17 protein-coding genes, 1 tRNA gene and 1 pseudogene are annotated in these 18,813 nt (G+C 74.0%); 16 read left to right on the top strand and 3 right to left on the bottom strand.

The features are described 5' to 3' along the window. Positions 1–16 precede the first annotated feature (16 nt). The 5 genes from SM793_RS14505 (at position 17) to SM793_RS14485 (ending at position 7,101) form a co-directional block, all read left to right on the top strand. Entirely contained in the window at positions 17–1,204 is a 1,188-nt protein-coding gene (locus tag SM793_RS14505; RefSeq protein WP_320438578.1) for an AAA family ATPase, read from the top strand. Then, the gene (locus SM793_RS14500) at positions 1,201–1,632 is read left to right on the top strand and encodes a hypothetical protein (protein WP_320438577.1); all 432 of its coding nucleotides are present in this window, start codon (positions 1,201–1,203) and stop codon (positions 1,630–1,632) included. The genes SM793_RS14505 and SM793_RS14500 overlap by 4 nt, the downstream gene beginning before the upstream one ends. Then, on the top strand, positions 1,629–3,410 hold the full coding sequence (locus SM793_RS14495; protein WP_320438576.1) for a hypothetical protein: 1,782 nt from the start codon (positions 1,629–1,631) through the stop codon (positions 3,408–3,410). Before SM793_RS14500 ends, SM793_RS14495 begins: the two co-directional genes overlap by 4 nt. After that, complete coding sequence (locus SM793_RS14490; protein ID WP_320438575.1) at positions 3,407–6,466, top strand: bpX6 domain-containing protein; 3,060 nt, start codon at positions 3,407–3,409, stop codon at positions 6,464–6,466. Before SM793_RS14495 ends, SM793_RS14490 begins: the two co-directional genes overlap by 4 nt. Before the next feature lie 95 nt (positions 6,467–6,561). Then, the gene (locus SM793_RS14485; RefSeq protein WP_320438574.1) at positions 6,562–7,101 is read left to right on the top strand and encodes a hypothetical protein; all 540 of its coding nucleotides are present in this window, start codon (positions 6,562–6,564) and stop codon (positions 7,099–7,101) included. Between the two features lie 291 nt (positions 7,102–7,392). Here SM793_RS14485 and SM793_RS14480 read toward each other — a convergent pair whose 3' ends face one another. Further along, on the bottom strand, positions 7,393–7,719 hold the full coding sequence (locus SM793_RS14480) for a hypothetical protein (protein WP_320438573.1): 327 nt from the start codon (positions 7,717–7,719) through the stop codon (positions 7,393–7,395). Positions 7,720–7,870: 151 nt separating this feature from the next. Between SM793_RS14480 and SM793_RS14475 the strand changes: the two genes are divergently transcribed. The 5 genes from SM793_RS14475 (at position 7,871) to SM793_RS14455 (ending at position 10,155) form a co-directional block, all read left to right on the top strand. After that, complete coding sequence (locus SM793_RS14475) at positions 7,871–8,722, top strand: helix-turn-helix transcriptional regulator (RefSeq protein ID WP_320438572.1); 852 nt, start codon at positions 7,871–7,873, stop codon at positions 8,720–8,722. Positions 8,723–8,733: 11 nt separating this feature from the next. Then, positions 8,734–8,931: a DUF397 domain-containing protein gene (locus SM793_RS14470; RefSeq protein ID WP_320438571.1), complete on the top strand. Its 198-nt coding sequence runs from the start codon at positions 8,734–8,736 to the stop codon at positions 8,929–8,931. Positions 8,932–9,127: 196 nt separating this feature from the next. Continuing rightward, positions 9,128–9,304 (top strand): Scr1 family TA system antitoxin-like transcriptional regulator, encoded by a 177-nt coding sequence (locus SM793_RS36405; protein WP_413815957.1) that lies wholly within the window; start codon positions 9,128–9,130, stop codon positions 9,302–9,304. Between the two features lie 125 nt (positions 9,305–9,429). After that, on the top strand, positions 9,430–9,627 hold the full coding sequence (locus SM793_RS14460; RefSeq protein WP_320438569.1) for a DUF397 domain-containing protein: 198 nt from the start codon (positions 9,430–9,432) through the stop codon (positions 9,625–9,627). 72 nt (positions 9,628–9,699) lie between these two features. Further along, positions 9,700–10,155 (top strand): carboxymuconolactone decarboxylase family protein, encoded by a 456-nt coding sequence (locus SM793_RS14455; protein WP_045943066.1) that lies wholly within the window; start codon positions 9,700–9,702, stop codon positions 10,153–10,155. A gap of 67 nt (positions 10,156–10,222) precedes the next feature. Here SM793_RS14455 and SM793_RS14450 read toward each other — a convergent pair whose 3' ends face one another. Then, entirely contained in the window at positions 10,223–10,561 is a 339-nt protein-coding gene (locus SM793_RS14450; RefSeq protein WP_320438568.1) for a helix-turn-helix domain-containing protein, read from the bottom strand. A 224-nt stretch (positions 10,562–10,785) separates the two neighbouring features. Next, positions 10,786–12,315 (bottom strand): FAD-binding protein, encoded by a 1,530-nt coding sequence (locus tag SM793_RS14445; protein ID WP_320438567.1) that lies wholly within the window; start codon positions 12,313–12,315, stop codon positions 10,786–10,788. 352 nt (positions 12,316–12,667) lie between these two features. On the opposite strand from SM793_RS14445, the gene SM793_RS14440 reads away from it, so the two are divergent. From SM793_RS14440 to SM793_RS14415, 6 genes and pseudogenes are all read left to right on the top strand, one after another. After that, positions 12,668–12,747 (top strand) — tRNA-Tyr (locus SM793_RS14440). A gap of 87 nt (positions 12,748–12,834) precedes the next feature. Then, positions 12,835–13,134, top strand: a complete 300-nt coding sequence (locus SM793_RS14435; RefSeq protein ID WP_320438566.1) for a YciI family protein — start codon at positions 12,835–12,837, stop codon at positions 13,132–13,134. 258 nt (positions 13,135–13,392) lie between these two features. Next, positions 13,393–15,045, top strand: a complete 1,653-nt coding sequence (pgm, locus tag SM793_RS14430; RefSeq protein WP_320438565.1) for a phosphoglucomutase (alpha-D-glucose-1,6-bisphosphate-dependent) — start codon at positions 13,393–13,395, stop codon at positions 15,043–15,045. 414 nt (positions 15,046–15,459) lie between these two features. Continuing rightward, positions 15,460–16,299 (top strand): annotated as a pseudogene (locus tag SM793_RS14425) (hypothetical protein); the annotation flags it as partial. Further along, positions 16,282–16,692 carry a carbohydrate-binding protein gene (locus SM793_RS14420; RefSeq protein WP_320438598.1) on the top strand — a complete coding sequence of 137 codons (411 nt, stop codon included), beginning with the start codon at positions 16,282–16,284 and terminating at the stop codon, positions 16,690–16,692. The pseudogene SM793_RS14425 and the gene SM793_RS14420, both read left to right, overlap by 18 nt. 16 nt (positions 16,693–16,708) lie before the next feature. Continuing rightward, the gene (locus SM793_RS14415; RefSeq protein ID WP_320438564.1) at positions 16,709–18,769 is read left to right on the top strand and encodes a PQQ-dependent sugar dehydrogenase; all 2,061 of its coding nucleotides are present in this window, start codon (positions 16,709–16,711) and stop codon (positions 18,767–18,769) included. The last annotated feature ends 44 nt before the right edge of the window (positions 18,770–18,813 follow it).

Genomic DNA, 18,813 nt, shown 5'->3' with positions numbered 1-18,813 from the left:
GTAGAATCCGGTGCTTGTGACCGACACCAGCACCCCCGCCGAGGCCCCTCCCGTCGCGCTCCGTCAGGACGCCGAGCTGATCGCGGGTGTCGTGGCCGCCGCCGGGCGCGGCCTGGTCGACCGGGAGACGGTCGCCGAGGTAGTGGCGCTCTGCGCGGTCGCGGGGGAGCACCTGCTCGTCGTCGGACCGCCCGGCACCGCCAAGTCGGAGGCCGTGCGGCGGGTGGCCGGGCAGCTCGGCGGCCGGTACTTCGAGTACCTGCTCGGCCGGTTCACCGAGCCCAACGAGCTGTTCGGCCCGGTCGACCTGCGCAGCCTGCGCGAGGGCCGGGTCGAGTTCGAGACCGCCGGCATGCTGCCCGAGGCGGACGTCGCCTTCCTCGACGAGGTGTTCCTCGGCTCCACGGCCGTCCTCAACACGCTGCTCGGGCTGCTCAACGAGCGGGTGTTCCGGCGTGGCGGCACCGTCCTGGCCAGCCCGCTGCGGGTCTGCGTCGGTGCCGCCAACCACCTGCCGGAGGACCCGGCGCTCGCCGCCTTCGCCGACCGCTTCCTCGCCCGGGTCTTCGTCGACCCGGTGGCCGACGCCCGGTTGGAGGAACTCCTGGAGGCCGGCCGCCGGCCCGCCCCGGCCCCGATCGAGGCCCGCCAGGACGGCCCGGGCGGCCCGGACGACCGGCTCGGCGCGCTCGACCGGCTCGCCGCCGCCGCGCGGGACTGCGAACTCGACGGCGTCACCCCGCTGCTCGCCTCCGCGCTGCGCAGGCTCCGCGCCGCCGGAGTGCCCGTCGGCGACCGGCGGGCCGTGCGCTCCCAGCGTCTGGTCGCCGCCGCCGCCGTCCTGGACGGCCGGACCGTCGCCACCGCGCGCGACCTGTGGGTGCTGCCGCTGGTCGCGCCCACCGCCGACACCCAGGCGCTGGCCCGAGACACCCTCGGCGACCTGATCGAGAAGGCCGCCAACCAGAGCCTCGCCCACGCCGCCGAGGAGCTGTCGCGCAGCTCGGCCGCCCGCGCCGAACGACTCGCCCGCACCGGCGCCGCCCTGCTCGCCGACCACCGCGGTCTGCCCGAGGGCCGGGACTCCCGGCTGCGGCTGGAGGCCGCGCTGCGCGAGATCGACGCCGGCTTCGCCCCGGCCGACCTGCCCACCGCCCTGGCCGGCATACGCGCCGAGCTCGTCACGGCGGTCGCACCCTCGTGACCACCGGCGAACCGACCCCGCCACCCGCCGTGCCGCTCACCTGGGAACGCCGTGAGCCCCCGCTGACCGCCGCCGCCGTCCTCGCGGTCGGCGACGCCGTCCCGGCCCTGGCCGCCGCCACCCGGGACCGCCTCACCGACGGCGCCCGGCTCGGCGTGCTCGCCGACGACACCACCCTGCTCGTGCTCGGCGCCGAGACCGACCTGCCGTGGGCGGACGGTGCCCAGTACCTCGGCCTGGACGAGGAGTTGCTGGTCCCGACCACCGCCCGCCCCCGGCCCGCCGCCACCCTCTGGCGGGCAGCCCTCGGCGCCCGGCCCGGCGACCTCTGCCTGCTCGTCCCCGGCCACGCCCTGGTGGCCGCACCGCCGCCCGCCGCCACCGACCCGGACGCCCTCACGCCCCTGACCCGGCGGGCCGGACGATGAGCGCCACCCGACTGCCCGCCGCCCTCGCCCCCTGGGCCGGGGCGCTGTCCGCACTGAGCCCCGAACTCGCGCTGGCACTCGGGCCGTTGGTGCGAAGCCTGGACCAACTGGTCGGTGCCCGCGAGCCGGTGACCGACGGACCGGGGGAGCCGGACGGGACGGGCGGGATCGGCCGCTCCGGCCGGCCGGAGCAGCTGCTGCCCGCCGAGTGGCTGCTCGCCGAGGAGCACCCCGACGAGTTCCTGCGCCGCTTCGTCGACCGCGAACTCCTCTACCTCGCACCCGAGTTCCGCAGCACTGTCGCACGCGGCCGGACGGTCGCCCTGGTCGACGCCGGCCCTTCGCAGGCCGGGGCCGGCCGACTGGTCCAACTGGCCGCACTGCTGGTCCTGCACCGTCGGGCCGCCGCCCGGGGCAGTGGACTGCTGGTGGGCGTGCTCGGCGACCCGCCCGGCCGGTGGCTCTCCGGCGAACCCGCCGACCTGCTGCCCTCCTGGCTCGCGGCCCGCCGCCCCGCCGAGCCGACCGCCGAGCAGGCCCGGGAGGCCACCGCCGACCTGGACGCCGCCGACCGCGTCTGGCTGCTCACCTCGCCCCGGCTCGCCGACGGGCTCCCGGGGCTGCTCCCGGGCCTGCCGCCCGGTCCGCTGCCCGGCACGGCGCGCGGCCTGCCGCCCGGTCCCGCTCCGGCTGCGGGCGGGCCCTCCGGCACGCCTCGTGTCCTCGCCACCGAGGTGGCCCGCTGGGGCCCGGCGGGTGCCACCCACGTCACCGTCCGCCTCGACCGCACCGAGGTCGAACTGCCGCTGCCCGCCGCCGACATCGCCGTCCGGGCGCTTCGCGGCGCGGAGTTCCGGCGGAACGGACCGGCCCTCGTCCCGGCGCCCGCAGGCGCGGTCGGCCCGCCCGGCCGGGCCATGCCCGTCTTCACCACCGACGCCCCCGTCCTGCTCACCCGGGGCCGGCGCGAGGGGACCCTGCTCGCCACGGACGTGCGGCTGACCGAGCACAAGCACGCTGCCGTCACCCGGACCAAGACCCACCACCTGAACGGCCAGGTGATCGCCGCCGGTCGAACCGGCCGGAGGCTGTTCGCCCTGCACCTGCACCGGGGCCGGGTGCTCCGGTACGTCAGCGGGCGACAGCTCGGCGGGGACACGGAGTTCGCCGTCGACCCGGCCTTCCTCGGCCTCGACACCACGGTCGCGCAGGCGCTGGCGAGCCGCCCCGTGCTGCCGCTGCTGCGCTCCGGGGACGACCTGCTCGTCCCGGTCGCCGGCCGCTGGCGCCGGATCGCGCCCGACGGCGCGGTCACCGACGACGGCCCGGTCGGCCGCCGCACGGAGGGCCCGCGCGGCTTCGAACGGTGCCGTGAGCCAAGGCTGTTCGAGCGGACGCCGCAGCCCGAAACGCTGCCGGCCCGGCACCTGGTGCACGCGGGCGGCACAGCCGCCTGGTCCGAGGACGGCAGGACCTGGACCGTGTGGACCCGGCTCGGTGACGAGCGGCGGCTGTCGTTCCGGGAGAACGCCCAGGTGGTGGGCCTGGTCCACGACCGGCGCGAGCCGGTGCTGATCACCTGGTCCCCCGACAGCCGGATGGTGCGGGCGATCCGCTACGACGGCGTCCGCACGCTGAGCCGGTTCTCCGGCGGCACCGCCCCGCCGGCCGTGCACCCCGCCCAACCGCTGATCGCTAGCGAGTTCCCGCCCGGCCGGGTCGTGGTCGGCGACGCCACCACCGGCCGGATCCACCATGTGATCGGAAGCACCGAGTGAACGCCCCCATCGGGAGTCCGACCGGGACCGTCCCCGCCGTCGGCTTCGTGCTCGACGTGCCGCTGATCGGTGTGCCGGAGGCCGCCGGGCGCGTCCTCGACCTCTGGCGTGCGGACGCGCGGCTGTGCGAACTGACCGACGGCCGCTGGCTCCTGCTGCTGCCCGAACCGGTTCGCACCCGGGCGGACCTGGCGCCCGGGCTTCCGCTGGAGCGCACCGGGCACGGGGCGCCGACGGGCGCGTCCGGTCCTGGTCCCCGCTCCGCCACGGTCACCGCCGACGGCCGGCTCGTGCTGACGGAGGGCGGAGCGACGATCACCCGGGTCGTCGGCGAGCTGCCCGGGCTGGACCCCGCCGACTGGCTCGACCCGACCGGCCTCGCCCTGCACCGGCCGCGTCCGGTCGGCGCGGCCCCGGCGCCCGAGGCACCGCCCGTCGAGGAGTCGGTGCCCGTCGTCCCCCGGCCGGACCTGAGGGCGGCGGCGGGTATCGGGCCGAGCTCCGAGCGGGCCCGCCGGCTGACCGCCGAGACGCGGTCCGCCCGCAGCCGCCGAGCCCGGCGGCAGGCCGACCGGCAGGCCGGCGGGCGTACCGGCAGCGGCGCCGCCTGGTGGCAGACCACCCGGCCGATCGCCCTCGCCCCCCGCCACACGGCGGTCGTCGTCGGCCTGCTGATGGTGGTGCCCCTGCTGTTCGTGGTGCTCTTCGGCCTCGGGCTACTCAAGGACCTGAGTGTCGACCCGGGCGGCATCGTCTATGCCTCGATCGGCGCGGGCCTCGTCTACGGGGCCCTCTTCGGCCGGCGCGCCGCCCAGGACGGGGGCGAAACCACAGCCCCCACCGCGCCCGCCGCCGGTGGCACCCCCGCCCCGCGCCGGGGCCGCCGCCCCTGGCTCGGCGACCTGCTGGCCCGGTTCACCCTGCGCACCCCCGCCGCCCACCTCCTCCACCAGCGCCACGCCCGCTACCTGCGCGAGCTCACCCGCGCCTTCGAACAGCACCGCTGGGACGACGCCCTGCGCGACGCCCTGCCGCTCGCCGGCCGGGAGCGCGGCGACACCGCGGCCGGGCGCTCCTGGTTCTCCGTCGCCCTGCCCAAGCGTTTCACCGGGCAACTGCGCCCCACCCCGCACCGCGTCGGCCCGGCCGCGACGAACGCGTTCTCCAGCCGCACCGTGCACCAGCACCTCACCGAGCTCTACCGGTCCGCCGCCGAGCGGCTGGAGCGCCAGGACCGTTTCGACGAGGCGGCCTTCGTCCTCGCCGACCTGCTGGAGGCGCCCGCCGAGGCCGTCGCCCTGCTCGACCGGCACGGCCGCCTCACCCAGGCCGCCGAACTCGCCGAGGGCCGCGACCTGGCCGCCGAGCTGGTGGTCCGCCTGTGGTGGCGGGCCGGCGAACGGGCCCGGGCCGTGCGGACCGCCCACCGCCGGGGCGCCTTCGCCACCGCCGTCGAGCGGCTGGCCGCCACCGACCCGCAGGCCGCCCGCGAACTGCGCGCGGCCTGGGCCGAGCACTGCCGCGCGGCCGGCGACCGGCTCGGCGCGGTCGAGGCGGCCTGGCCGGACCAGGCGCTGCGGCCTTCGGTCGCCGCCGACCTGCGGGACGCGGTCGCCCTCGGCGGCCCCACCCGGGGCCGGGCCCTGCCCTATCTGCTGGCCCTGCCCGATCTCACGGCCCTGGGCTCCGGGGCCGCCACCCGCGCGCTCGCCCGCGCCGTCCTCGACAGCGACGGCCACCCGGGCACCACCGGCCGCTCGGTGCTGGCGGCCACCCTGGCCGGCCTCCCCGCCGCCGACCCGGCCACCGACCGCGAACTCGCCACCGCCGCCGCCCGGGCGGCCGTCCGCGACGGCGGCCTCGGCGGCGAGTCCGGCGGTCCCGGCGGCACGGCCGAGCACAGCCTGTTCGACCGACTGCTGCGCCGCGCCGACCCGTTGACCGCCGCCGACCTGCCCCGCCCGAGGCCACTGCCCCGGCCCGTCGGCGTCGCCCCCGCGTACACGGCGGCCGAACGGCCGGGCACCCTGCCGGTCCTGGACGCGGTGCTGCTCGCCTCCGGCTCCCTGCTGGTGGCCTGCGGCCAGGCGGGCGCCCGGCTGCTCGCCCCCGACGGCCGCACGCGGGCCCACTGGGACACCCCCACCGACCGCCTGGTCCTCGCCGACCACGGCGGCGGCGCGCTGCTGGTGACCGACCACGGTCCCGACCTGCTCGGACTCGCCCACCTCGACCTCGCCACCCGCACCGTCCGGCCCTGGATCACCCTGCGGGCCCGGCGGTTGGCCCCCTCCTACGACGGCCACCGGCTGATCGCCGCGGCGGACGGCGGCATCGTCGTCCTCGACACCTCGGCCCCGCGCCCGGTCGCCGTCTGGCGCGAACTCGGCGGCGGGGAAAGGCTGCTGGGAGGCATCACCCGAACCGCGGGCGGCTGCGCGGTACTGGTCCGCAGCCTGTCGGCCGCCCGCTCGCCGCTCGTCCGCGGCCTGTCGGCCGCCCGCTCGTCGCTCACCGAGGTGTGGCGCTGGGACCTGCCCGGCTGGGAGCTGCGGGCCCGACTGCGGGTGGACGACGCCCTGACGGACCTGCGGTTCGGCACGGGTTCGCTCGCCCGCACCAGCCCGGCGGCCACCCCCGACCCGGTCGCGCTCGCCGCCGGCGGCCTGCTCACCGTCGAGCCGCTGGCCGCCGGACCGCTGGACGCCGACGATGGCACCGCCTCCGGCGACCGGACCGTGCTGCGCTGGACCTCCGGCCTCCCGACCGCCGAACTGACCGTGGACGGACGGGCGGTGCTCGGCCCGGCCGTCGACGGGGACCACTGGGCGCTCACCGTGCCGACCCCCGACGGCACCGGACTGCGCGCGTACGCCGGGACCGGCCCGTGCTCCGCGCCCGAGCTGACCGTGCAGGTGCCGAACGCGTCCGGCTACCGGATCGGGGTGCGCCGCCACGCCGGCGCCGTCACCTACTGGCACCGCTCCGGCCGCGTCCTCGCCACCTCCGCCGACGGCACCGCCCTGCTCGCCAACCTCAGGGTCACCGTCCGCTGACCGGACATCGGACGGGTCCGGATTCCGCTTTTCCTCGACACGCCACCCTACGAACATGCGACGCTACTCACTGCGTCCGTCCGAGGAGGAATCCTGTGTCATCGCCCTGTGACCCCGCCAACGCGCCCGTCGGTGACGTGAGCACCGCGCTGATGGTGATCGACTCGCGGCTCAAGGCCATCTATGACGGCCGGACCGGCACCGACCCCGAACAGCAGCGGATGGTCGACCAGTTCGCCGCCTCGCTGGGCCCCGCGGAGGCCGACGCACTGTTGGAGGGCGTGTGCACGCTCATCTACATGTACATGGACTGGCTGCGGGCGGTCTGCGAACGGCACGACAAGGAGGTGGTCGAGCACATCGTGCCCACCCTGGTGGCCACGATGCGGATGATGCCCAACACCTTCCGCCCCGAGGTCATCCCCACCATGGCCGGCCTCCTGATCGCCGCCGGCACCGGCCTGAGCCCCAACCTGTGGCGCGCGCAGTACGGCGACTGGACCGGCGCCGAGATGAACCCCCTGGAGGCCACCTCCGTCCTCCTCGCCGAGCACATCAACCGGATCGTCGGCGACGACCAGGACTTCGCCACCCGCCTGATCGCCGACGCCCTGGCGGTGACCGACCTCGACTGACCCGTGCGCGTGCCGGTGATCGTGGACCTGGCCGTCCGCCGCTACACCTGGACCGACCTCAACTCCGGTGCGGACGGGGGCCTCCAGGGCGTCTACCGGCACAGGCTGAGGTGGGCGCTCTCAGCCGTGAGGTCCTCGCGCACTTCTCCCCGGAGAGCCGGGCCACCCTCTGGGACCGAGCATCAGCGCCCTCGCGGCGCGCCTGCGGCACTCCGCCGGGGTCACCGCGCGGCGACCCCGGTCGGGCGTACTCCGCCGGTCTCGCGTCCCGGAGCCGTGAATGGTCCCCGCTCAAGCGGCCTCGGCCCGGCCCAGCGCGGCGGCGCCGGATCGTGCGAGCCAGACGAGTCTGGCGGAGAGCCCCGGCCGCCCCGAGAACAGGCAGAGGGCCCGCTCGGGCGAGGCGAGCGTCATTCGCGTCCGCCCTTCGACGACGAGGAGGTGCGCCACCCCGTCGCCGTCGGCGAACCCCCAGGCCGCAACCCACCCGTCGGCGTCCTGGCCGCCGGTGTCGTACACCTGGACCACGGCGAACTGCCTGGGCGCGGTGTCGAGTACGAGCCCGCACAGCTCCTCGTCGAAGGAGGGGAGGGAGTTTTGCGAGGGCGTAGCGGACATGGAAGTCTCCTGACTGGAGGCATGGGTGAACTATCGACCAGCACTTTGCGTGACTGGCCTATGTCATACGGTAGCGCTACGATGGCATAACTTCCATGTAGTCAACTGAAGACTTGCCATGGACTCTGGATGATGGGTGAGAGGGGTCGGGATGGCATCGAGCGGTGCCCCGACGTTGCGGCAGCAGCGTCTCGGGTTTGAGCTGCGCAAACTCCGTGAGAATGCAGGGCTCAGCTCGACTGCCGCCGCTGCTCGGGTCGGAGTGAACCAGGCTCACATGAGCCGAATCGAAGCGGGACGGTACGCGGTGAGTGCCGATCGGGTACGCGCGTTCGCTCGCGCGTACACCTGCACAGACCAGGGCTTGGTCGAGGCTCTCGCCGCCATGACCGGAAGGCGAGTTCGCGGCTGGTGGGAGGAGTATCGTGACATCCTCCCGCCGGGAGCTCTCGACCTCGCCGAACTGGAGCACCACAGCACGGCGATGCGGATCGCCACGGTGATTCACATTCCTGGGCTGCTACAGACTGTCGACCACGCTCGTGCGATCTTCCTGGATGTCTTCCCGCCCCTGTCGCCGCCCGAGGTGGAACATCGCGTCTCCCACCGCATCAAGCGACAAGCGGTTCTCTACGGCGAGCAGTCGATTCCGCTGACGGCCGTCATCCACGAGGCAGCCCTGCGGATGGGGCTCGGTGGCTCTGCGGTGGCCCGAGCGCAGTACAGGCACCTTGTGGAGATGAGCACCCGCGACAACATCTCGGTTCGCGTGATCCCCTTCGGCGCAGGTACGTTCTCCGGATCCGGCCAGTCCATGGTCTACTTCTCCGCCGCTGTTCCCCAGCTCGACAGCGTGCAGTTGGACACGGAGCATGGTTCCGAGTTCCTCGACTCCTACGCACACCTGGTGAAGTATCGACTGATGCTGGACCGGCTGGAGTCCAGCGCGCTCAATCGGGCGGAGTCGCGCGATTTCATCTCCCGCATCGCCCAAGACATCTGAGAGGCAGGTTGATGTCATCCCTCAACTGGCAGAAGTCCACGTACAGCTCCCAGGCCGCCAACTGCATCCAGGTGGCGGCTATGCCGGACGGTGCCGTCAAGATTCGCGAGAGCGACGAGCCCGACGCCATCCTTGCCACCACGCCGGGGCGGCTGCGGGCGCTTCTACTGGGCGTCAAGGCGGGGAAGTTCGACCACCTCGCGCAGTAGTTGTCAGACGGCCTTCCCCGTCCTCCGGACGGGCCTGGCCGACATCCTCAACCGCATCAACGCCAACACCCGCCGACCGGCCGGGTGAGTGCGGATCCCGGTGCCCGGCCTCCCCGCGGGGCCGGGCACTCTCCAACTCGATTTCGGCGCGAGCCCGACTCCGTTGGCGGCCGTCGTCCATGAGACAGCCCTACGCATGGAATTCGGCGGCCCGGAGGTTGCTCGCGGTCAGCTGGAATACCTGCTGACCGCGAGCGAGCATCCCCGCATCGACGTGCGGGTGATCCCGTTCCGTACTGGGAGCTTCCCGAGTTCCGGCGCGGCGATCGTGTACTTCGGCGCCGAGGTCGCGCGCTTGGACAGCGTTCATTGACACCGATCCGCAGCTGATCAAGTATCGAGCTGTGCTGGATCCCTTGGAAGCGAGTGCGCTCGGGCCTGGCGCTTCCCGCGACCTCATCCGCCGTGTCGCCCAGAGTATTTGAGACGGGAAGAACCATGACCGCGTACAACTGGCAGAAGTCCTCCTTCAGTGGCGACACCGCCAACTGCCTCTACCTTGCGGCTGCGCCCGACGGTGCGGTCAAGCTCCGGGAGAGCGACGAGCCCGACACCGTCCTCACCACCACGCCGGGGCGGCTGCGGGCGCTTCTGCTGGGCGTCAAGGCGGGGGAGTTCGACCACCTCGCGCAGTAGTTGTCACATTCCTCCGTCGGCGTGCGTCAGTGCAGTGACCGAGCAAGTGGACGGACGGAAAGAGGACAGGTCATGACCGACGCGCGGATGGCGAACCCGGCTGTGGTGATTCCGGAGGCGATGCCGGCGATCCTCGGGGTCGTGAAGGCGGCGAAGAAGGGCGGCGTGCCGGAGAGCGTGCTGGAGCTGGTGCACCTGCGGGCGAGCCAGATCAACGGCTGCAGCTACTGCGTGGTGGGCGGCGTCGCGAGTGCGAAGAAGAACGGGGAGACCGACGAGCGGCTGCACGCGGTGGCGGCGTGGCGGGAGGCGCCGTTCTTCACCGAGGCCGAGCGGGCCGCGCTGGAGCTGTCGGAGCACGTGACGCGGCTCGCGGACCGGGCCGTGGTGCCGGACGAGGTGTGGAACGCGGCGGCGGAGCACTTCGACGAGAAGCAGCTGGCCTCGCTGGTGCTGTGGATCAGCCTGACCAACTTCTTCAACCGCATCAACGCCACCACCCGCCAGCCCGCCGGCGACACCTGGTAGGCGAGGGGACGGCAGCCCAAGGGAGCTAAGGGCACCGACGCGGGAGCGCGCCCCGCGCCGCCGAGCCTCAACCGGTGGTGGTGCCGTGGCGCTCGTCGTCGTGGGCGCCGGAGAGGACAGCGTCGAGGAGGCCGGGGTAGCGGGCGTCGAGGTCCTCGCGGCGCAGGAGGAGGAGGTTCTCCCGGCCGGACGGCAGCTGGTGGATGACGCCGCTGTCGCGCAGCACCCGCCAGTGGTGGGTCATCGTCGACTTCGCGGTGATGCCGATCGCGGTGAGCACACTCCCGCAGTTGTGCGCGCCGCCGCCGTTCAGGACCCGGACGGCGGAGAGGCGGACAGGGTTGCCGAGGGCGGAAAGGACGTGTTCGATCCGGATCTGCTCGCGGTCGGGGTGGCGGTAGCTCATGGCCCCACCGTAACGCGGGGTGTACACCGGCCGGCCCGCACCGTCGTCCCAAGTGGACGCGGGAAAAGCCGGGTTGCGAGGATGCGGGGTCGCGGTGCCGCGGCCCTGGTCGGCGGACCGGTCCGGCCGGGCCGGAAGGGCCGGAGGGGGCGGCCGGACCGGCCGCCCCGCGTGCCCGCCGGGGCACCGCGTCGGCGGTCGCGGCGGGCACGCGGGGCGCGGTGTCAGGAGTGGATGCCCTGCCCCGGGGTGAGGATCCCGGCCGGGTCGAAGCGGCGCTTGGCCGCCACCACGCGCCCCCACCGGGTGCCGTAGTGGCGGCGCCAGTCGGCGCGGGTGACGTCCGGGATCGCGCCGATCAGGTACCGCTTGCCACCCAGCCGCACCGCCCGGTCGTACAGCCGGCGGTTGCGCCGCAGCGCGGCGGCGTGGTCGGCGCCCGGGAACGGGAAGGACAGCAGGTCGAAGTGGAACCCGACCGGCTCGTCCGGCATGACCGTCATCGGGCGGGTGAACACATCGGTGCGGAACGGGTAGAAGAGCAGCAGGCCGGCGCCCAGGTCCTCCGGCGTCAGCAGGGCGAGCGCCTCACGAGTGAACGTTTCGGCAGTCGAGGCGGGCAGGAACAGGCTCATCCAGGGCTTGGGCTGCGACCAGAGCCCCGCTCCCTTCAGGAACCCGGCGAAGGCGTCCACCCGGTACGCGTACTCGCGCGCCGTCTGGTCGGTGAAGGTCGTGTCGGCCGCGACGCAGCGCAGGCCGCGCACCAGCTTCGCCCGGTCCGGCGCGGCGGAGCCGTCGTAGTGGACGACGCCCTCCACCTTGTAGCGCCAGCCGGTCCCGGCCGCGTTGCGCGACACGTCGCCGACCTGGAGGTCGAACCGCCGCTCCAGCATCAGCTTCTCCTGGTCCGCGAGGTAGGCGCCCAGGTCGTCGTAGAACAGGTTGAGGACCAGCGCCCGCTCCCGGGCCCGCACCAGGCGCAGGGTGGCGCGGACGATGAGCCCCGCCTGCCCGCCGCCGCCGAGCACGGCCTCGAACAGCTCGCGGTTGGCACTCGCCGAAGCGGTCACCAGCTCGCCGGTGCCGGTGACGACGTCCACCGACTCGACCGTGTCCACCTGGAAGCCGTGGCGCTGCACACCGCCGCCGATGCCGCCGACGCTCAGCGTGCCGCCCACCGACAGGTGCAGGTAGTCCGTCAGACAGGGCGGCATCCAGCCCTGGGCGAGTGCGGCGTCCGTCAGCTGCGCCCAGGTGACACCCGCCTCCACGACGGCGCGGCCGGGGGTGATCCGGATGATCCGGTCCAGCCCCCGGGAGTCGATCGCCACACCGCCGCGCACGGCGGCCTGGCCGTAGTTGGAGTGCGACTCCAGCTCCGCCGCCTCGCCGGTGCCGCTCTGGCCGTTCATCGCGACCGGGATGCGGTGGCGGCGGGCGAAGGCGACCAGGGCGGAGACGTCGCGTACGGAGCCCGGTCGCAGCACGGCCCGCGGGGTACCGGTCACCAGGTGCCCGAAGTCCCCGCCGAACCGGGCCAGGGTGGCGGCGTCGGCGACCAGGGTGCCGTCCAGTCGCGGCAGCGCCGCGAGCGCGTCGGTGTCGGTGTCGGCGGCCTCGGGCGCGGGTGTGGTGGGGGTGTCCGGGGCGGGAGCCTCGACGGCCCAGGAGCGGCCCACCGTGTTCCATCCGACGACGGTGGCCGCCGCACCGACGATCACGCTGCGGCGGGGCAGAGCTGACTTGCTCATTTCAGATTTCTCCGATCAATCGTCATATGAGCAGTGTTGTATCGCAGTCCGGACGTCCACGGGCACCGGCCGGGAACGGATCGGTGCTGTAACGGTCGGTCCGGCGGTGCGGTCTCGTCCGGAGTGCGGAGGGTGGTCTACACCACACCGAGGGGCGGGGGTAAGGATCCGGACACCCGTCGGGCCCGCCTGCCACGCCCCCGACCAGGGCGAACGAGCGTCAGAAGCGGTTCGGCCGTGGGCGACCGGTGGCCGGAAACCCGGTTGTCCGGCACCGGGGCCCCGGGAGAGAGTGGAGCTGTCGGGATCAAGGAACCGCAAGGAACCGCAAGGAACGGATCCCGACGACCGAGGGCGAGCTGGGCCTGGGAGAGCCCAAGGGCCTGTAAAGCCCCCGCTTCGGCTGTGATGGTTCGAATCCATCCTCGCCCACCCTCGGACCGCGGCGGCCCTGTGTCGCGTCCTGCCCGCCGGATCCGTCCGATCCGGCGGGCAGGCCCTCCGGATAGGCTCGGCCGCATGTTTGTCCTGGAACTGACGTACACCGTGCCGCTCGACCGGATCGACGCCCGCCTGCCCGCCCATGTGGACTGGCTGAACCGCCACTACGCGGACGGCACCTTCCTGGCCTCCGGGCGCAAGGTGCCGCGCGACGGCGGCATCATCCTCGCCGTGGGCGAGGACCGGGCGGCGGTCGAGGCCCTCGTCCGCACCGACCCGTTCGCCGTCGAGGGCCTGGCGACCTACACGGTCACGGAGTTCCTCGCCACCGTCGTCGCCCCCGTCCTGGAACCCCACCGGCAGCAGCTCCCCGGCTGAGCCCCGGGCCCGCCGCCGGTCCGTAATCCTTCGGCGAGGCGTCCGCCGGGTGTCGGCGCGGCGCCCGTGCCGTGTCGGTACGGCGCCCGTGCGGTGTCGGTGCGGCGCCCGTGCGGTGTCGGCGAGGAAACGGCACGGGCGCGTCCTCGCCCCGGTTCGGCGACCGGTCGTGCACTGGCTACGATCGGTGAGCACGGGGCAAGGAAGCGCCGGGCCGCGGGCCGGGCGCACGGCGAGACATTCCAGTGGGAGAAGACGATGGCACACGCACGGGCCGGTCAGCCGGCGCAGCCGGGCGACCTGGTGGACGTGGCGAGGCTGGTGACGGCCTACTACACCCTGCACCCGGATCCGGAGGAGCCGGGCCAGCGGGTCGCGTTCGGCACCTCGGGCCACCGCGGCTCGTCCCTGGACGCGGCCTTCAACGAGGACCACATCGCCGCCACCACCCAGGCGATCTGCGAGTACCGGACCGCCGAGGGCATCACCGGCCCGCTGTACCTCGGGGCCGACACCCACGCGCTGTCCGAGCCGGCCAGCGCCACCGCCGTCGAGGTGCTGGCGGCCAACGGCGTGACCGTCCTGCTGGACAGCGCCGACGGTTACACCCCGACCCCCGCCGTCTCGCACGCGATCCTCGCCCACAACCGCCGCAGCCCGCAGTCGCTCGCGGACGGCATCGTCGTCACCCCGTCCCACAACCCGCCCCGCGACGGCGGCTTCAAGTACAACCCGCCGAGCGGCGGCCCGGCCGGCTCGGCGGCCACCGGCTGGATCCAGGACCGTGCCAACGCGCTGATCCGCGAGGGCCTGCGCGGCGTCAAGCGGGTGCCGTACACGCGCGCCCTGGCCGCGGCGACCACCGGCCGCCACGACTACCTCACCTCCTACACCGAGGACCTCGTCTCCGTCCTCGACCTGGACGCGATCCGCGCGGCCGGCCTGCGGATCGGCGCCGACCCGCTCGGCGGCGCCTCCGTCGCCTACTGGGGCCGGATCGCCGAGACCCACCGCCTCGACCTGACCGTGGTCAACCCGGTCACCGACCCGACCTGGCGCTTCATGACGCTGGACTGGGACGGCAAGATCCGGATGGACTGCTCCTCGCCCGCCGCGATGGCCTCGCTGATCGCCCGCCGCGACGAGTACGCCATCGCCACCGGCAACGACGCCGACGCCGACCGGCACGGCATCGTCACCCCGGACGGCGGCCTGATGAACCCCAACCACTACCTCGCGGTCGCCGTCGACTACCTCTACCGCCACCGCGCCGACTGGCCGGCCGACGCCGCCGTGGGCAAGACGCTGGTGTCCTCCTCGATGCTCGACCGGGTCGCCGCCGACCTCGGGCGCGCGCTGGTCGAGGTCCCGGTGGGCTTCAAGTGGTTCGTCGAGGGCCTGCTGGAGGGCTCGATCGCCTTCGGCGGCGAGGAGTCGGCCGGCGCGTCCTTCCTGCGCCGGGACGGCGGGGTGTGGACGACGGACAAGGACGGCATCCTGCTCGCCCTGCTGGCCGCCGAGATCACCGCCGTCACCGGCCGCACCCCCAGCCAGTACTACCGCGACCTGACGGACCGCTTCGGCGCCCCCGCGTACGCCCGGGTGGACGCCCCGGCCGACCGCGACCAGAAGGCGCTGCTCTCCCGGCTGTCGGCCGAGCAGGTCAAGGCCGGCGACCTCGCGGGCGAGCCGGTCACCGCCGTGCTCACCGAGGCCCCGGGCAACGGCGCGGCCATCGGCGGCATCAAGGTGTGCACCGAGAACGCCTGGTTCGCCGCCCGCCCGTCCGGCACCGAGGACGTGTACAAGATCTACGCGGAGTCCTTCCAGGGGCCCGAGCACCTCGCCCGGGTCCAGGAGGAGGCGCGGGAGCTGGTGAACGGGGTGCTCGCGGGGTCGGCGTCGGCCTGACGGGTTGACGGGACGGCTCGACGGGTTGGCGGCCCGGCGGGTTGGCGGCCCGACGGACCGCCGCCCGGCGCCGAGTCGAGCTGAGTAGAGCTGAGTGGAGCTGATGTACCGCGGCCCGGTGGGGTGTACCCACCGGGCCGCGGCGCGTCGCGATGTCCTGGCCGGCGGCGGTCCCGTTCGACCCCCGGCCGGTCCACCACTCGGTCCCTCGTTCGAAGCCCCCGGGTGGCCCGGCGCGACGCCGGTGGCAATAATTGGGAAAGTTTCCTAACCAAATACCTTGACCGTGCACCCTCACGCCGGGATTCTGTACGTCACCTGCCCTGATGGCCCGTTCGTCGCAGGGACCCCCCAACTCGCCGCCTCCTCCTTCCGCTGTCCTCCGGCGCTCTCCCCCCGACCGCAAGGAGTCACGTGAACAGGCCCACCCGTCGAACCGTCCTCGGCGCCGCGCTCTCCGCCGTCACCGCCGCCGGACTTCCCCGAACCGCCGCCGCCACTACCCCCGCCACCACTCCCGTCACCAAAGCCCCGGCCGCCTCGGCCGCCGCGCTCAGCGTCTCCAGCTGGCAGCAGCGCTGGGCGCCGTCGGCCGCCGCCGACGGGCTCGCCGCCTTCGAGACGATCGAGGACGACCGCGCCGACTCCCACCCCGCCGGACACCCGCACATCCGGGTCGAGAACGACACCTACCGCTGGACCATGCACATGGTGGACCGGGACTCCGCCACCGACCGGCAGCGGCAGGAGGTCACCGGTATGCGCAGCCCGGCGGGCGGCGACTTCCTGGAGTGGAAGTCCGGCCAGACCTGGCGGACCACCTACGCGATGTACATCCCGTCCGCGCTCAAGGCCACCACCAGCTTCACCCACATCATGCAGATGAAGCAGCCCGGCAACGGCACCTCGCCGATCGTCGTCCAGTCGCTGCGCCGGGTCGCCGGCGCGCAGACGATCGAACTCCAACTTCCCATCAGCGGGGTACTGGTGGGGCGCACCAGCCTGGACCCGCTGCACGACCGCTGGGTGGACGTGGACTTCCGGATCACGGTGGGGGACGGTTCCTCCGGGTCGGTCCGGTGGATCCTGCGCAGTGCCGGCGCCACCGTCCTCGACGTCGAGCGGGCCGGTGTCGACACCTTCCTCGCCGACCGGGTGCGGCCCAAGTGGGGCATCTACCGCTCGCTCGGCGACACCTCCGGCTCGCTCCAGGACTGCTACCTGCTCACCAGGGCGATGCGCGGCTACCAGTTGGCCGCCGGGCCCTCCGGAGTGTTCCGGGCGGACGAGGCGCGGGTCCCGCGCGGCACCGTGGACTCCGACCACGCCGGCCACAGCGGCGCCGGCTTCGTCAACCTGGAGAACGCGCAGGGGAGTTACGCCGAGTGGACGGTCCAGGCGGCGGCTGCCTCGACGGCCTCGCTGGAGCTGCGGTACGCCAACGGCACCGCCGCCGACCGTCCGATGGACATCGCCGTCAACGGCACCCGGATCGCCGCCGGGCGGGCCTTCCCCCCGACCGGGAACTGGGACAGCTGGGCGACCGCCGCCCTGCCGGTGTCCTTGAGGGCCGGGGCGAACACCGTCCGGTTCACCTCGACCACCGCCGACGGCGGCCCCAACCTCGACCGGATCACCGTCCGCTGACCTCCTGGAGGAGCGCATGCGTCCGACATCCGCCGGCGGCGTGGGTCTCACCGTCGCCGCCGCACTGATCATCGCCACCGGGGCCGTCCCCCCGGCCCAGGCCCAGCCCCAGCCTCGGGCCGCCGCTACCGACTACCAGGCGGAGAACGCCGTCATCGGCCAGGGCGCCGTGGCCACCAACCACACCGGGTACACCGGCACGGGCTTCGTCGACTACACCAACGTCGCCGGCTCCTACGTCGAGTTCGGCGTCGCCGCCACCTCGGCCGGCACCGCCCCGGTGACCTTCCGCTACGCCAACGGCACCGCCGCCGACCGGCCGATGGACATCTCCGTCAACGGCGCCGTGGTCGCCTCCGGCGTCTCCTTCCCGGCCACGGCGGACTGGAACACCTGGACCGGCCGGACGCTCGACGCGCCGCTGCGGGCCGGGACCAACACCGTGCGCGCCACCGCCACCACCGCCAACGGCGGCCCCAACCTGGACCGGCTCACCGTCGGCGCCGCCGCTGCCGACACCACCGCGCCGAGCCGCCCGGGGCAGCCGTCCTGCACCGGCATCGGTCCCAACGGGCTGACCCTCGGCTGGCCGGCCGCCACCGACAACGTCGGCGTCACCGCGTACGACGTCTACGAGCACGGCAACAAGCTCGCCGAGACGCCCGGCGACACCACCGCCAAGGTGCTCACCGGCCTCACCCCCGGCACCACCTACAACCTCAGCGTGATCGCCCGGGACGCGGCCGGCAACGCCTCCCCGGCGAGCGTCGCCGTCGACTGCACCACCGGCGCCGGCGACGACCCGCCGCCGAGCGCGCCCGGTGCTCCCACCGTCTCCGCCGTCACCGCCACCTCCGCCAAGCTCGGCTGGGGCGCCGCCACCGACGACAAGGGCGTGGTGGCGTACGAAGTCCGCAGCGGCGGCGCCGTGCTGGCCACCGTCACCGGCACCCCGCCGGCGACCACCACCACCGTCACCGGCCTGGCCTGCGACGCGCCGTTCGCCCTGACCGTGGTCGCCAAGGACGCCGCCGGCGGCGTCTCCCCGGCCTCCGCCCCGGTCTCCTTCACCACCGCCGCCTGCCCGGCCGACGGCGGCGTCCCCGGCTCGCCGGCCACCCTCAGCAGCGGCTGGTCCGTGCCCTGGGGCATCTCCTGGATGCCGGACGGCGCCAGTGCGCTGGTCACCGAGCGGGACAGCTTCAAGGTCTTCAAGCAGGCCAGGAGCGGCACCAGGACGGAGATCGGCGCCGTGCCCAACGCCGTCACCACCGACGGCGAGGGCGGCCTGCTCGGCGTGGCCGTCGACCCGAACTGGTCCACCAACCACTACGTGTACTTCATGCACACCGCCGCCGAGGGCAACCGGATCGTCCGCATGACGTACAACGGCAGCACCCTCGGGGGCTACACGGTTCTGCTCCAGGGCATCAAGAAGAACCGCTACCACAACGGCGGCCGGCTGGCCTTCGGCCCGGACGGCTACCTCTACGCCACCACCGGCGACGGCCAGACGCCCGACCTCGCGCAGGACAAGAACTCCCTCAACGGGAAGATCCTGCGGATGACCACCGCGGGCAAGCCCGCGCCCGGCAATCCGTTCGACAACTACGTCTACAGCCTCGGCCACCGCAATCCGCAGGGCCTCGACTTCGACCGCAACGGCCGGCTCTGGGAGGCCGAGTTCGGCGACTCCAAGTACGACGAGCTCAACCTGATCAAGCCGGGCGGCAACTACGGCTGGCCCACCTGCGAGGGCACCTGCGGCAAGTCCGGCCTGACCGACCCCAAGGCCAGCTGGCCGGTCAACCTCGCCTCCCCGAGCGGCATCGCCATCGTGCGCAACGTGGTCTACCTGGCGGCGCTGCGCGGCACCCGGATGTACCGGATCCCGATCAACGGCGACACCGAGTCGGTCGGCACCGCGACCTCCTACTACGTCGGCACCTACGGCCGCCTGCGCACCGTCACCAAGGTCCCCGGCGCCGACCAGCTCTGGCTGACCACCACCAACGCGGACAACAAGGGCAACCAGCCGGACGGCTCGGACAAGATCTTCCGGATCACCATCGGCTGAGCCGCCGCTGAGCCGATAGTGAGCCGCCGCTCCGGCGGGGTGAC

The organism is Kitasatospora purpeofusca (assembly GCF_034043715.1).
Taxonomy (GTDB): domain Bacteria; phylum Actinomycetota; class Actinomycetes; order Streptomycetales; family Streptomycetaceae; genus Kitasatospora; species Kitasatospora purpeofusca_A.
Note: the sequence above shows the minus strand (reverse complement) of the source record. Positions and strands in the feature narration are given on the sequence as shown.